We start from the raw sequence: 13,812 nt of genomic DNA on the forward strand, positions 1-13,812 counted from the left end.
GGCGGGCGCGACCGGGGCGGACGGCGCGGCGGCCCCCGGGGCGGGGGCGGGGGCATCCGCTGCCTGGTTGTGACGGGGGCGGCGCAGCATGGCTTCGATGCGGGCACGCAGTTCGCGGGGGCGGAACGGCTTGGTGAGGTAGTCGTCGGCGCCGGCTTCGAGGCCCTGCAGGGTGTCGATTTCGTCGTCGCGGGCGGTGAGCATGACGAGGTAGGTGCTGCTGAAGGCCCGGATGCGTTTGGCAGTTTCGAAGCCGTCCATGCCGGGCATGCTCACGTCGAGGGTCGTCACGATCGGATCGTGCTCGCGCACCGCGGCGACCCCGTCGAGGCCGTTGCTGGTGGCGATGGCGTCGAATCCGGCCTGGGTGAGAACCGCCTCGAGCAGGTGGCGGATATCGGCGTCATCTTCAATGATCACGGCGACGCGGCGGTCGTCTGTGGGAGCGCTCATTGCTTTAGTATCCCTCACGGCGGGTTCTCCGACGACGGATGTCTACCATCCCGCGTTCTGCGCCAACTCGAGGGCACGCTCGGGCCACCACTGGCCGGCGGCCGGGCCGCCGTTGCAGAGGCCGTCGCTCTCGCCGGGGGGCTTGATCCAGAGGTTGGCGTCGTGGGCGGTGGAGGTGCTGCCGGTCACGGCTCCCGGCACGGCGCCGAGTGCCCGCCCGGTCGGATTACACCATTCGCCGGTAGAGCCGTTGCCGTTGCCGTTGCGGGAGGTGTCGACGACGTAGTGCGCGCCGCCGACCCGCTTCGAGACGGCGTCGCCGTAGGCGCGTTCGGCGGCATCCGCGTTGTAATTGCTGACGTTGGTCGCAAATCCGCGCGCGCTGTCGATGCCGGCGCGGTCGAGCAGCGCGGCCATCACGGCCGGTTTCACCCAGTTGGAGTGCCCGCCGTCGATGTAGACGGTCGCCAGGGTGCCGGCCAGGGCGTCGACGGTGGCGCGCACGTGGCCGATGGTGGTGTCGGCGGTGCCGTTCGCGCAGCCGGCGCCGGCGGTTCCTGTCGTGAGGGCGAGGGCATCCGGTTCCACGATCACGACGGAGGGCTGCGCCACCAGCGCGGCCGCGATCGCGTCGACCCAGACCGGGTAGTCGGCGTCGCTCAGTCCGCCGGCCGAATAGTTGCCGCAGTCCCGGTTCGGGATGCCGTAGATCACGATCACCGGCAACGCGCCCTCGGCCTGGGCGGCCGTCACGATCGCGGAGACGTCGGCCTGCACGGTGGCGAGCGGATGCCGCTCCGGCAGGATCCAGGTCGCCGTCGGCTGGGCGGCGAGCCGGGTGAGGGCGGCCGCTTCTGCTGCGGATGTGTCGGGCTGGGCGCTCGGGGCGGGGGTGGCGGCATCCGCTGCCCCGGAATCGGCGCCGGACGCGGCGGCGTCGTCGGCGGCGGCGGCCGCATCGGAGTCGGGACTGGTGAAGAAGCTGCGCCCCGACAGCGGATTCTCACTCGCCGGCACGAAGGCGAACGATCCGACGAAGAAGAGCATGGCGGCGATCGGGGCCGCGAGGGCGAGCCCGAGCAGACCGGGACCGAGCCGTGAGCCGCTCCGGGGGCCGCGATTCGGGGTCTGGTGCACGCTGTCATCCTAGGTGGCGGTGCTGGGAGCGCCGCCTTCGGGCCACGTAGACTCTCACGGTGATGAAACAGCCGATCCCCGACGCTGTGGAGGAATGGTTTTCGGACCTCACCCCCGCCGCCCGGGCCGTGCTGTACCCGGTGATCGACACGCTCCGCGACGCGATGCCGGCCGGCTACGAGCTCGGCATGTTCTTCGGCATGCCCGGCTGGGTGGTGCCCCTGGCGACGTATCCGAACACGGTGACGGGGCATCCGCTGCTCTATGTCAGCGTCTCGGCGCAGGGCTCGTCGCACTCCCTCTATTTGATGGGGCTCGCGAGCGACCTCGAAGCGGATGCCGCCTTCCGCGCTTCGTGGGCGGCCACCGGCCTCGCGCTGAACCTCGGCGCCGGATGCCTGCAGTTTCTGACCCTCGGCGACATCGACCTCGACGTCGTGCGCCGCTGCGTGGCCGGCATCTCGGTGCCGCGGTTCCTCGCCGGCTACGAGAGCACCCTCCCCGCCGCCTGACCCCGCCCGCGGTCCTGCCCGGTGCTGTCCCTGTACCATTCGACGGTGTTCGGCCCGGTTTCGGGTGTTCTGCGCGTGAAACGCGGCTTTTCGGGCCGAAACTCCGTCGAATGGTACGGGGGCCGGCGGGGGCGGCGTCGGTGACGGATGCTGCGGCATCCGTCACGCGCCCGGCGGCCCGGCCCCGCCCAGGCCCGGCTGCCCGGCCCCGCCCTGGTGTACCGTTCGACGGTGTTGGGCCGGTTTTCGGCCCGTTCCGGCCGAAAGCACGGCGATTCGGCGGCTAACTCCGTCGAATGGTACGCGGGCGGCGACGGATGCCGCCCACCGCGCCTACCCCAGTCGCGCCGTTTCGGCACAGTGACACCCCGCGCCGCGCTATGGTGAAAGATGTGAATACACAGCCTGTAGACGTCGTTCTCATTGGGGGCGGCATCATGAGCGCCACCCTCGGCACCCTCCTGAAGGAGCTCCAGCCCGACTGGCGTATCGAGGTTTACGAGCGGCTCGGCGAACTCGCCCAGGAGAGCTCGAACCCCTGGAACAACGCCGGCACCGGCCACGCGGCGCTCTGCGAGCTCAACTACATGCCCGAAGCGGCTGACGGATCCCTCACCGCCGACAAGGCCGTCAGCATCAACGAGCAGTTCCAGATCAGCCGCCAGCTCTGGGCACACCTCGTCACCACCGGCGCGCTGCCCGAGCCGAACAGCTTCATCAACTCCACGCCGCACATGACATTCGTGCACGGCAAGGCCAACGTCGATTACCTGCGCCGCCGCCACGCCGTGCTCGAGAACGAGCCGCTCTTCTCCGGCATGGAGTTCAGCGACGACGCAGAGACCATCGGCCGCTGGACCCCGTTGCTCACCAAGAAGCGCAAGGCCGGCGAGAAGATCGCCGCCACCCGCATCGAGAGCGGCACCGACGTCGACTTTGGCGCCCTGACCCGCTTCATGTTCGACAACCTGGTCAAGCAGGGCGTCGGCATCCACGTGAATACGCAGGTCACGGGCCTGAAGAAGCAGACGGATGCCACGTGGCGCATCAAACTGCTCAACCAGGTCGGGCAGACCCGCACCGCGATCAATGCCCGGTTCGTGTTCGTCGGCGCCGGCGGCGGTGGCCTCGCGCTGCTGCAGCAGAGCGGCATCCCCGAGGTGCAGGGCTTCGGCGGATTCCCGATCAGCGGACAGTTCCTGCGCACCACGAACCCGAAGCTGGTCGCCCAGCACCAGGCCAAGGTCTACGGCAAGGCCGCCGTCGGCGCTCCGCCGATGTCGGTGCCGCACCTCGACACCCGCGTCGTCGACGGCGAAATGTCCCTGTTGTTCGGCCCGTACGCCGGATTCAGCCCGAAATTTTTGAAGACGAGCACATGGTTCGACCTGCCGTTCTCGATTCGCCTGCACAACATCGGCCCGATGCTCGCCGTCGCCCGCCACAACTTCGACTTGATGAAATACCTGATCGGCGAAGTATTCGCCTCGCGCACCGCGAAGCTCAAGGCGCTGCAGGAGTTCGTGCCCACCGCCAAGATGGAGGACTGGGAACTCATCACCGCCGGCCAGCGCGTGCAGGTTATGAAGAAGGACCCCGCCAAGGGCGGCGTGCTGCAGATGGGCACCGAGGTCATCACCTCGTCTGACGGATCCATCGCCGGCCTGCTCGGCGCCTCGCCTGGCGCTTCGACGGCCGCGCCGATCATGGTGGACCTGCTCGCGCGCTGCTTCCCCTCGCAGATCGAGGGCTGGAAGCCGCGGATCCGCGCCATGATCCCGAGCTACGGCACCAAGCTCAACGAGGATCCCGCCGCTGCCGCCGCGTCCCTTGCCGCGACCGCCGCCGCCCTCAACCTGACGAACCCGGTCGCCGCCGCCGTCTAGCCGCCACGTTTTCGCAGCCGACGGATGCCCCGGGTCGCCGCCCGGGGCATCCGTCGTCTCCGCCGTGTCCCTGTACCATTCGACGGTGTTTGACGTTGCAGAACCGGAATGTGGCGGAAAAACCGGGTTTTCCTGGCAGAACTCCGTCGAATGGTACAGAAGTCGAACCCGGTGTATCGGGCCGACGGATGCCCCGGGTCGCCGCCCGGGGCATCCGTCGTCTCCGCCGTGTCCCTGTACCATTCGACGGTGTTTGACGTTGCAGAACCGGTCTTCGGCTGGAAATCCGGGTTTTCCTGGCCGAACTCCGTCGAACGGTACAGCGGGCGCCCGGCATCGACGANTGGAAATCCGGGTTTTCCTGGCCGAACTCCGTCGAACGGTACAGCGGGCGCCCGGCATCGACGATAAAACCCGGCCGGTACTTGCAGAAAGCACGTAGGTGTGTTCGACTTGAGCCGTGCGGTGGAGCGGGCAGAAACTACAGGCGGAACAGCCGTCCGCCCTGCCCGGGCTTGCCCGCCTGAACAACCTCGTGCGCAGCGTGCAGACGCCCGAGTTCGCCGGCATCACGTTTCACGAGATCCTCGCCAAATCGAGCCTGAACAAGGTCCCGTCCCAGAGCGCGATGCCCTTCAGCTACACGATCAATCCGTACCGCGGATGCTCGCACGCCTGCGTCTACTGCTTCGCCCGCACCACCCACGAGTACCTGGGCCTCGACACCGGCCGCGACTTCGACAGTGAGATTATCGTCAAGGTCAACGTGGCCGAGGTGCTGCGCACGGAGCTGGCGAAACCGACGTGGGGGCGGCATCCGGTCGCCTTGGGTAGCAATACCGACCCGTATCAGCGGGCCGAGGGACGCTACCGGCTGATGCCGGGCATCATCGCGGCCCTCGCAGAGAGCGGCACGCCGTTCTCGATTTTGACCAAGGGCACGCTGCTGCGTCGCGATCTCGACCTGCTCGTCGAGGCGAACCGGGTCGTGCCGGTCGACCTCGCGATGTCGATCGCGATCTACGACGACGAGCTGCAGCAGTCGATCGAACCGGGCACGCCGTCGACCACCGCCCGCCTCGCCACGGTCACCGCGGTGCGCGAGCGCGGCCTCGACTGCGGGGTATTTTTGATGCCCATTCTGCCCTTTCTCACCGATACCAAGGCGCACCTCGATGAAGCGCTGCGGCGGGCAGCGGATGCCGGCGCCACCAACGTGCTCTACGCCCCGCTGAACCTGCGCCCCGCGGTCAAGGACTGGTACCTGCAGTGGCTCGGGCGGGATCATCCGGAACTGGTTGAGCAATACCGCTCGCTATTCTCGGGCGGAACCTACGCCGCCAAGGAGTACCGCACCTGGCTCGCGGCGCGGATTCTGCCGCTGATCCGCGCTCACGGACTGGAGCGAGGCCGCGAGGATCCGGCGACCGGCGGCATCCGCTCACGCGCGCTCGACCCCCTGCTGGCCGCTGAGCTGCCCGCGAGCCTCACCCCGACCCTGTTCTGACGCCCCCCTCTGATGAGTCGAGCCCGTACCATTCGACGGTGTTCAGCCCGGAAAACAGTGTTTTTGAGCCGATAGCCGGGACTGGGGCGCTCAACTCCGTCGAATGGTACGGGTCGGGCCTGGGTGACGGATGCCCCGCCCCGCCCGGCCGGCACCTTCGCCCGTGTTGCCGGTACCGTTCGACGGAGTTCAGCCCGGAAAAAAGGTGTTTTCGAGCCCAAACCCTCGTTTTGGGCGCTCAACTCCGTCGAATGGTACAGCTCCGGAAAAACTGCTCGAGACCCGCGAAACACTCAGGCGGTGGAGTGCCGACCATTCCGTCGGGCGGCGCGCGCCCGACGGAGCGGGCGTGGCTTGCGTGGCGCAGTCGGTCGCCACGGAAACGGGGGAAACTGCGACGGAGCGTTGAGCTTCCAGTCGTCCTCGATGGCGGCCAGCATGGCGGCCTCGATTAGCGTCCAGGAATAGCGAATCAACTCGTAGGTAAACCGGAGCACCGCCCCGTGCTGGCTGACGACGACCGCATCCCGGTGCACGTCGACCTCGTGCGCCTCCGGACTGTCATGCCACAGCTTGCCGTCGATCTCCACAAAGGTGTGCGGCCCGATCTGCCCGTCGAGATAGCCGGCGCCGGCGACGTACGGCTGCGGAACGAAGGGGATTCCGGCATCCGTGCAGTTCAGCCGGAAAACCGTCTCGCCCCCGGCGCCTGAACGCCCGTCCACCTCCGCCCGCCACGACTGGGCGAAGAGCGGCGCGCGCGCGAAGATCACGTCGAGGTCGTCCTCGTCGATGCCCGGCTGGCCGTGCATCGCGGCGTTCAGCGCCGAATCGAGGCACACGATCGAGGAGACCCGGCCTTCGTGCCGGAGAATGTGCACGAGCGAATCGATGACGGATGTCCGCCACGGGCACTCGGAATCGCGCGCCGCCCGCTCGTCGGTCCAGGTGATCGTGCAATGCTGCCGATCCCGCGGCTCGAGCCGGGTGTACATATCGCGCGGTCGGCGCAGGGCGCGGGCGTCACGCGGCACGGTCACGTGCAGCTTCGCGGTGCTCGGCGTCCAGAAGCCGTAGGACTTGAATGCGCTCAGCCCGGTCAGGCGCCCGCCGATGCGGAAGGACTCGATTGCGATGCTGGGTGTGTTCGGCAAGGTGTACCAGCCCTTGCGCACCCGCAGGATCGACCCCGCGGCGACCGCGGAGGAGATGTCGCGGCGTGAAAAACCAAGCCGGAACAGGCTGGCACGTTTCAGGAACAGCTCGTGGGCGAAAATACTGGCGGTGAGGGAACTCATGCCGGTGAGCATCACACCGCCGCGGTCGGCCTGCCCCGGCCGAACCCCCAAGTGTGAAGAAGTCGCCGCAGGCCCCGCCTGTTGAGGGCCCCGTGTGCGTACCATTCGACGGTGTTCGGCGCGGAAACGGGCCGTCCTGGCGGGCAAACCGCGTTTTCGGCGCTGAACACCGTCGAACGGCACAGGGGTCGGGAGGCGGAGAGGGGGACAGACCCGATGGACGCGCGGCAGCCCGGCAAGTGGGATACTCGTATGACTAGGGGGAACGCCCATGACTCTCGGCCTGCCGGGCCATCTGGTCCAGTCCACGCTCAGCCGCGCCCTCGCCCGCGCCGCGCACTGGTTTGGACTGGCCTGCCTCGCCGCCGCCGTGCTCACCGTCACGATCCTTACCGCGACCGGCATAGCCCCCGAACTCTGGCTGACCGCCCTCGTCATGGTGGCCATGGCCGCCCTCCTCGTGGCCCTGGCCAAATACCGCACGCTGCCGCTCACGCTCGCCTATCTCGCGGCCGGCACCGCCGCGACCTACTTTTACACGCTGCACGCGCTCGGGGTGCCCGCCGTGTTCCCGAGCACGGACCTGTTCCTGCTCGCGCTGCCCAAGCTCGCGCTGATCATGGTCGGCGGGGTCGGCGCCGCCACCTTCACCGGGGTGCTCTGGAGCACCGCCGGTTTTGTGCTCGCCGAAGCTGCGACCGCGGCCGCTATCGCCCAGACCGCGGTGCCCTACCGCGCCGACTGGTTCACCATCAGTGCCTACCTGCTGCTCGTCGGTATCCTCCTCGTCTCAGGGGTCTCCCGCCGCGGCGCCGCGGGCGTCACCCAGCTCGCGCTGCACCGAGCGGTGCAGGATGACGCCACCCGCACCCTGCGCGCCGACCTCGACCACCGCGCCATCGCCCTGCTCAACGACACGACCGTCAGCGCCCTTGTGGCCCTCGCCCAGGTTCCGCCCGGCCCGGTTCCGCCGCACCTGCTGGCGAGCATCCGGAACACCGTGCACACGCTCACCGCGACGAACTGGCTGACGGATGCCGACACCCGCGCCAGCCGCGCCGCCGCCCCCGGCACCGCGCCGGACCGCATCGACTGGCTCGCCAGCAGCGTGTACCGCGCGGTGGACCACTGCCGCGACCGCGGCCTGGTGGTCACCGTCGCCGGCGACCGCGCCGCCCTCAAGGGCCTCGACGGCGAGACCGACCGTGAGCTCGGCCTCGCCGTGCAACAGTGCCTCGTCAACGTCATTTTGCACGCCGGCATCGTCTCGGCCGACGTGCAGATCGATACCGACCTGCCCACTTCTACCCTCTCAATCATGGTGACGGATGCCGGCCGCGGCTTCACCGAGTCCGAGTCGGCCAGCGATCGGCTCGGACTACGCCAGTCGGTGCGGCGTCGCATCGAACGGCTGGGCGGATCCGTTGAAATCTGGACTCGCCCCGGAGCGGGAACCTCCGTGCTGCTGACGGTACCGCTGACCTCCGACATTCCCGCCCACACGCTCGACTGGCCCGCCGACTTCGACGCGCCGACCTCCGGCATCCCGATCGTGGGCCGCGCCGCGGCTGCAGGCGCCGCCGATGGTGGCACCCCACTCCCGCTCGGCACGGGGCCCGCGGCGCCGTCCGGCCGGACACGCGCGGCACCCCCCACGTCCGCCGCGGCCAGCCCCACGCCGGACTCGGTGCCGTCATGACCCGCGCTCTTGCTACGGCCCCCAGCCATGCCGCGTCCACCCGCCGCACCGCGTCGCCCACCCAGCAGCGCCTTGACCCGCTCGGCGGCCTGGCGGCCTGGCCGATCGTGCCGATCGTGACATCCGTCGTCATCGTTTACGCCGTGCTCGCGACGGTGCTGCAGTCGGACGAAACCCACACGCCGTTTCTCGGAGCCCTCGCGCTGCTCTGCCTGGTCGCCGCCGCGACGACGCTGCTGGTGGCCGCCCGCCCCGAGCACGCGCCGGTCACCCCCGTCGCGACCGTGCTGATCGTCAGCCTCGGTAGTGCCGGATTCCTGCTCGAACAGGCCTCCATGTGGGGCCAAAATATTCTGGTGCAGGACGATTTCGCCCCCGTCAGCCTAGGGCTGCTGCTGCTCGCGCTCGGCCCGTTCCGGCCGTGGAAAGAGATCGTCGTCGCCGCCCTCATCGCCTCCGTTCTCGTCGGCGCGGTCGTCGCCCTACAGACCAGCACCCTCGGCGTCGTCAAGCCCGCGGGGATCTTCGCCCTCGTCGCGCTGGCCCAGCTGCTCGCCCCTGCGCTGGCCGGTGCCGCGTATTCGCGCCAGATGGTGCGGTCCATCACCGAATGGCAGGACGAATCCCGCCGGGCCACCCGCGTGCGCACGACGGAAGAGCGCGACCTGATCGCCCAGTCCGTGATCGACCAGCGCCTCGGCACCCTCGGCGCCGATGTGCTGCCGTTCCTGACGGCCGTGCTGCAACGCGGCACCGTCGACGCCGCCGACACCGCACGCGCGCAGGAACTCGCCCACGAGACCCGCCGGGTTTTCGGCGCGCACGTCGACAGCACCTGGCTCGACCTCGTCGTCGCACGCGAACGCACGGGCCTCGTCACGCGCGGCCTCACCCCGCTGCTCGTCGTCGCCGATCCCGACCTGCACGCGCCCGACTTTACGCCCGAAGAACGCGCTGCCATCGCCGCCCTTCTCGGCGCCCTCTGCGCGCGCTCGGGCTTCGACCCGGGCAGCCTGGTCGTGCGCCTCGACCGCAATACGGTCAGCATCGAGGCTGCATTTGCTCTCTCCTCCCTGTCGTTGCACCGGCTGCTGCGCCCCTACCGCTCAGTGCTCGGGGTAGTCTTTGGGCGGGTTCACGTGCAGCACCGGCATCCGCTGCTCACCATTTCGTTCGAACGTAACGACCGTACGACGCACCACTGACATTCTGGAGACGCCCCATGGCGAAACTGTATTTTCGCTACGGCGCCATGAACAGCGGCAAGAGCACCTCGATGCTGCAGGCTGCCTACAACTATGAGGAACGCGGCCACCACGTGCTGCTGGCCAAGCCGAGCATCGACACCAAGGGCGACCGCGGCATCCTCTCGCGCCTCGGCGTCACCCGCGCGGTCGATTTTCTGCTGACACCGACGACGGATGCCCTCGCCGCCTTCCAGGAACACCGCGCCGCCGTGCTCGCCACCAGCCACCGCGATGTCAGCGCGCTGCTGCTCGACGAGGCCCAGTTCCTCACCGAAACCCAGGTCGACGATCTGCTGCGCATCGCGATTCTGGAGAATGTGCCGGTGCTCGCGTACGGCATTCGCACCGACTTTCAAACCGTCGCGTTTCCCGGCAGTCGCCGCCTGCTCGAGGTGGCGCACAGTCTCGAAGAGCTGAAGACCATCTGCCGCTGCGGACGCAAAGCCGTCTTCAACGGCCGCAAGGTCGACGGCGTCTACGTTTTCGACGGCGACCAGGTCGCCATCGACGGCGCCGAGGTCACCTATGAGTCGCTCTGCGGATCGTGCTACCTCGAAGAGAGTGACGGGGTGCTGAACAACCGCCGCCGCGCCTGACCGGTCGCGGCAGCCGTCCGCTCCGTTCGCCGCTGACGTTCGCCGCTGTACCGTTCGACGGTGTTGAGCGTGTTTCTTGCCGCGAAACGCGGGTTTGGCGGGTTTTGGCGGCCGAACACCGTCGAATGGTACGGGGGCGCGGCGGCGACGGATGCGCCGGGTCGGCCCGCGGGCATCCGTCGTCTGGTTGCGCCGGCGGTTCGTGTACCGTTCGACGGTGTTGAGCATGTTTTTCGCCGGAAAACTCGGGTTTGGCGGGTTTTGGCGGCCGAACACCGTCGAATGGTACGGGGGCGGGCAGCTCGGGGCACCGTCGGGGGCCGGGAGCGGGTCACGGAGGGGAGAGCCCGGACGGCCCGTGCTGCGAGCCGTTAGTTCTGCGGGCACTCGGACTGGGTGTAGGTGTGCGGGCCGACGGGCCGTTCCGGGCTCATGACGGGGCAGACTCCCGGCTACCGTGGGAGGTGTGAACCGATTCCGCGTAGCACTCATTGACGACCACGAGATCGTCGCTCGCGGCTTTGCCGAGCTGTTTTCGACGATTGCGGGGATTCAGGTGATCGGGACCGTGGCATCCGTCACGGACCTGCTGATGACGGTCGACCGCCATGCCACGATCGACCTGGTCATTCTGGACCTGCGGCTGGCGGATGGCTCCACGGTGACGCATAACGTGGAGCGGCTGCGTGCGCGGGGCGCCGCGGTGCTCGCCTTCACCGGCGGAGACGATGCGGCGCTGATGCGCGCCGCCGCCCGCGCCGGGGTTCTGGGCGTCGTGCGCAAGAGCGAGCCGATGGCCGTGCTCATCGATGCGGTCACCCGCGCCGCGGCCGGGGATACCATCGCGAGCACGGACTGGGCGGCCGCGCTCGATTCGGATCCGGACCTCGCAGATGCCGCGCTCAGCCCGCGCGAGCGTGAGGTGCTCGCCCTGTATGCGGCCGGCGCGAAGGCCCCACTCGTGGCTGCGCATATGGACCTCAGCGAGGCGACGGTGATTGACTATGTCCGGCGGGTCCGCAGCAAATACGAGCGCGTCGGCCGCACGGCGAGCACCAAAATCGACCTCTACAAGCGCGCCATCGAAGACGGGCTGCTGCCGGTTCCCGGCCAGTGACCCGCCACGCGCTCGCCGGCCCCTGACCGGCCCTAAAGGCTACTGACTGGCCCGAAAAGACTGCTGACCAGCCACAAAAAGCCACCGACAGGCCACCGACCGCCACCGACAGGCCACTGACCGGGCCGACGACATCGACATCGACAACGTCGACGCGCGCCCCGACGCAGACGACCGCAGCGATTGCGCACCATCGCCGTCTCGCGAGAGCGGATGCCGCGCTGGCTCCGATCCCCAGGCCAGCGGGCGGCCCGCACGTGCGGGCGAGCCGCTCTCGCGTGACGATGACCGCGCGGCAGCGGCGGCGCGCGGTGCCCCATCCCCCCGGATGTGTTCCCCAAAATCACAGTACGTCGAAGCGTTGTGGCGCCACCAGCCGTCACTTCTTGGGGCCCCGGAATGGGGGTGGGCCGGTGGGGCATCCCGTCTGATCTGGCGCTTCGCGGTCGTTTCTGCCCCCCATAGTGGACACTATGGACCGTTTTCGGGTAGCGCTCATCGATGACCACGAGATTGTGGCGCGTGGATTCGCCGACCTGTTCGGCACCATCGCGGGGATCCAGGTGGTGGGGGCCGTCGCATCCGTCGACGAATTATTGCGCACCGTTGCCGGCAACCCCGGCAACCCCGGCAACCCCGGCAACCCCGGCAACCCCGGCAACCCCGGCAACCCCGGCAACCGCATCGACCTGGTCATTCTCGACCTGCGGCTCTCTGACGGGTCGACGGTCACCGACAACGTGGAACGCCTGCGCACCCTCGGCGCCACCGTGCTCGCCTTCACGGGGGGAGACGACGCGACCCTCATGCGGGCGGCCGCGCGTGCCGGGGTACTCGGCGTGGTGCGCAAGAGTGAGCCGGCGAGCGTGCTGCTCGACGCCGTCACTCGCGCCGCCGCGGGGGAGACGATCGCGTCCACCGAGTGGGCCGCCGCCCTCGACAGCGACCCCGACCTCGCCGACGCGGCCCTGAGTCCGCGCGAACGCGAGGTGCTCAGCCTCTACGCGGCGGGCGCGAAGGCTCCGCTGGTGGCATCGCGCACCGGAATCAGCGAGGCCACCGTGATCGACTACATCCGCCGCGTGCGCAGCAAATACGAGCGCGTCGGCCGCCCCGCGAGCACCAAGATCGACCTCTACAAACGCGCGATCGAAGACGGAATCCTGCCCGTCCCCGGCCAATAGCGTGCCCCCGCTTCATTCCGGGGCAGCGGATGCCCCGCCCGGCACGCCCGCTCGGCCCCGGATGCCGATCGCGCCGCCGACTGCGGTACCGGATGCCCCGCCCGGCACGCCCGCTCCGCCGTCGTCCCCGCGCCCGCCTGCCGCATCCGCCGCCGCGCCCGCCCTGGCCCACCCGGCGACCCGCTTTCCGGCGAGCGAGCGCGTCACGCGCCTGCTCTACCGGGTGCTCGGAGTCGCGACACTGCTGGCCGGCCTGCTCTCCCTGGTGCCGTTCGCGGCGCAGGTTCCGGCGCACCAACCCCCCTTCGGCCTGTCGGTGCTGGCCTGGCTGCTCGTCGTCGGGCTGCCGCTGTCGATCGGAGTGCTCGGCAGGCGCGCCCCGCTGCACGTGCTGCGGACCCTCGCCGTGCTGGGCGCCGTCGTTTACGTGCTCGTGCTCTGCCTGTGGGTGGCGCTGCGGGCCGAACCCCTGCCCGCGGGGCACGACATCCCCTGGATCCTGCACCTCAGCGGCGTCACGGCCGTCGCCGTCGCGGCCTGCTCGAGCCCCCGGGCCGCCTGGACCTACAGCGTCAGCGTCTGCCTGCTGGCGGGCATCACCCGCGGCCTGACGACGAACGAGGCCGAGCCGGTGCTGGTCGGGTTTCAGGACGTGCTGTACTCCCTGCTCGTGATCAGCATTTTTGTGGGTTTGACGCTCGGAGTGAGGCGCAGCGCGGCATCCGTCGATGAGACCGAACGGGTGGCGCGGCTGGCGCAGGCCGACCGGGCCGCCGACGTGGCGCGTCGCCGCGAACGCCTCACCGTGGACGCCCTCATCCACGACAGCGTGCTGTCGACCCTGCTCATCGCCGGCCTCGGCCGCGCCCGGCCCGCGGTCATCGCGCGACAGGCCACCGCGAGCCTCACCCAGCTGAACGCCCTCGCCGACGCCGACGGCCACCCGCGACCGCCGCTGCCACCGCCGGTTCCGCAGGCCGAGCTCGTGCAGCGCCTCGCAGCCCTGATTCGCGAGACCGCACCCGACGCCGACCTGATCAGCGAGCTGACCGGTGACGCGGGGGTTCCGGCCGAGGCGGCGACCGCGATCCTCGGCGCGGTCGGGGAGGCGCTGCGCAACTCCGCCGCGTCGGCCGGCACCGGGCGGCAACGCGCGGTGCGGCGCAGCGTGATCGT

At 69.5% G+C, this 13,812-nt stretch carries 11 protein-coding genes and 1 pseudogene; 9 read left to right on the forward strand and 3 right to left on the reverse strand.

Features of this window, described 5'->3' with window-relative positions:
- Positions 1-453, reverse strand: a 453-nt coding sequence (locus tag D6T64_RS00925) for a response regulator transcription factor (protein WP_147364398.1), incomplete at its 3' end; no start/stop codon positions are given.
- A gap of 42 nt (positions 454-495) precedes the next feature.
- Entirely contained in the window at positions 496-1,590 is a 1,095-nt protein-coding gene (locus tag D6T64_RS00930) for a glycoside hydrolase family 6 protein (RefSeq protein WP_119970546.1), read from the reverse strand.
- A gap of 59 nt (positions 1,591-1,649) precedes the next feature.
- Here D6T64_RS00930 and D6T64_RS00935 point away from each other — a divergent pair, with 59 nt between their 5' ends.
- From D6T64_RS00935 to D6T64_RS00945, 3 genes are all read left to right on the forward strand, one after another.
- Positions 1,650-2,102: a DUF1801 domain-containing protein gene (locus tag D6T64_RS00935; RefSeq protein WP_147364399.1), complete on the forward strand. Its 453-nt coding sequence runs from the start codon at positions 1,650-1,652 to the stop codon at positions 2,100-2,102.
- 437 nt (positions 2,103-2,539) lie between these two features.
- Positions 2,540-3,988 carry a malate:quinone oxidoreductase gene (locus D6T64_RS00940; protein WP_233550756.1) on the forward strand — a complete coding sequence of 483 codons (1,449 nt, stop codon included), beginning with the start codon at positions 2,540-2,542 and terminating at the stop codon, positions 3,986-3,988.
- 460 nt (positions 3,989-4,448) lie between these two features.
- The gene (locus D6T64_RS00945; protein ID WP_119970552.1) at positions 4,449-5,495 is read left to right on the forward strand and encodes an Rv2578c family radical SAM protein; all 1,047 of its coding nucleotides are present in this window, start codon (positions 4,449-4,451) and stop codon (positions 5,493-5,495) included.
- A 293-nt stretch (positions 5,496-5,788) separates the two neighbouring features.
- Here D6T64_RS00945 and D6T64_RS00950 read toward each other — a convergent pair whose 3' ends face one another.
- Positions 5,789-6,793, reverse strand: a complete 1,005-nt coding sequence (locus tag D6T64_RS00950; RefSeq protein ID WP_147364400.1) for a PDDEXK family nuclease — start codon at positions 6,791-6,793, stop codon at positions 5,789-5,791.
- A gap of 271 nt (positions 6,794-7,064) precedes the next feature.
- Here D6T64_RS00950 and D6T64_RS00955 point away from each other — a divergent pair, with 271 nt between their 5' ends.
- The 6 genes and pseudogenes from D6T64_RS00955 to D6T64_RS00980 form a co-directional block, all read left to right on the forward strand.
- The gene (locus tag D6T64_RS00955) at positions 7,065-8,492 is read left to right on the forward strand and encodes a sensor histidine kinase (RefSeq protein WP_119970556.1); all 1,428 of its coding nucleotides are present in this window, start codon (positions 7,065-7,067) and stop codon (positions 8,490-8,492) included.
- Positions 8,489-9,697 (forward strand): hypothetical protein, encoded by a 1,209-nt coding sequence (locus D6T64_RS00960; RefSeq protein WP_119970559.1) that lies wholly within the window; start codon positions 8,489-8,491, stop codon positions 9,695-9,697. Before D6T64_RS00955 ends, D6T64_RS00960 begins: the two co-directional genes overlap by 4 nt.
- A gap of 17 nt (positions 9,698-9,714) precedes the next feature.
- Positions 9,715-10,335, forward strand: coding sequence for a thymidine kinase (locus D6T64_RS00965; RefSeq protein ID WP_119970561.1), 621 nt, complete (start codon positions 9,715-9,717; stop codon positions 10,333-10,335).
- Between the two features lie 466 nt (positions 10,336-10,801).
- Positions 10,802-11,452, forward strand: coding sequence for a response regulator transcription factor (locus D6T64_RS00970; protein ID WP_119970563.1), 651 nt, complete (start codon positions 10,802-10,804; stop codon positions 11,450-11,452).
- Positions 11,453-11,925: 473 nt separating this feature from the next.
- Positions 11,926-12,636, forward strand: a complete 711-nt coding sequence (locus tag D6T64_RS00975; protein WP_119970565.1) for a response regulator transcription factor — start codon at positions 11,926-11,928, stop codon at positions 12,634-12,636.
- 1 nt (position 12,637) lies between these two features.
- Positions 12,638-13,812: pseudogene (locus D6T64_RS00980) on the forward strand (hypothetical protein); the annotation flags it as partial.

Source organism: Cryobacterium melibiosiphilum, from assembly GCF_003602235.1.
Taxonomy (GTDB): Bacteria; Actinomycetota; Actinomycetes; order Actinomycetales; family Microbacteriaceae; genus Cryobacterium; species Cryobacterium melibiosiphilum.

Bases quoted from the DNA above. Each gene is read 5' to 3' on its own strand.
- D6T64_RS00940 (WP_233550756.1), top strand. From the start codon at position 2,540: ATGAGCGCCACCCTCGGCACCCTCCTGAAGGAGCTCCAGCCCGACTGG.
- D6T64_RS00950 (WP_147364400.1), bottom strand. From the start codon at position 6,793: ATGAGTTCCCTCACCGCCAGTATTTTCGCCCACGAGCTGTTCCTGAAA.
- D6T64_RS00955 (WP_119970556.1), top strand. From the start codon at position 7,065: ATGACTCTCGGCCTGCCGGGCCATCTGGTCCAGTCCACGCTCAGCCGC.
- D6T64_RS00960 (WP_119970559.1), top strand. From the start codon at position 8,489: ATGACCCGCGCTCTTGCTACGGCCCCCAGCCATGCCGCGTCCACCCGC.
- D6T64_RS00965 (WP_119970561.1), top strand. From the start codon at position 9,715: ATGGCGAAACTGTATTTTCGCTACGGCGCCATGAACAGCGGCAAGAGC.
- D6T64_RS00975 (WP_119970565.1), top strand. From the start codon at position 11,926: ATGGACCGTTTTCGGGTAGCGCTCATCGATGACCACGAGATTGTGGCG.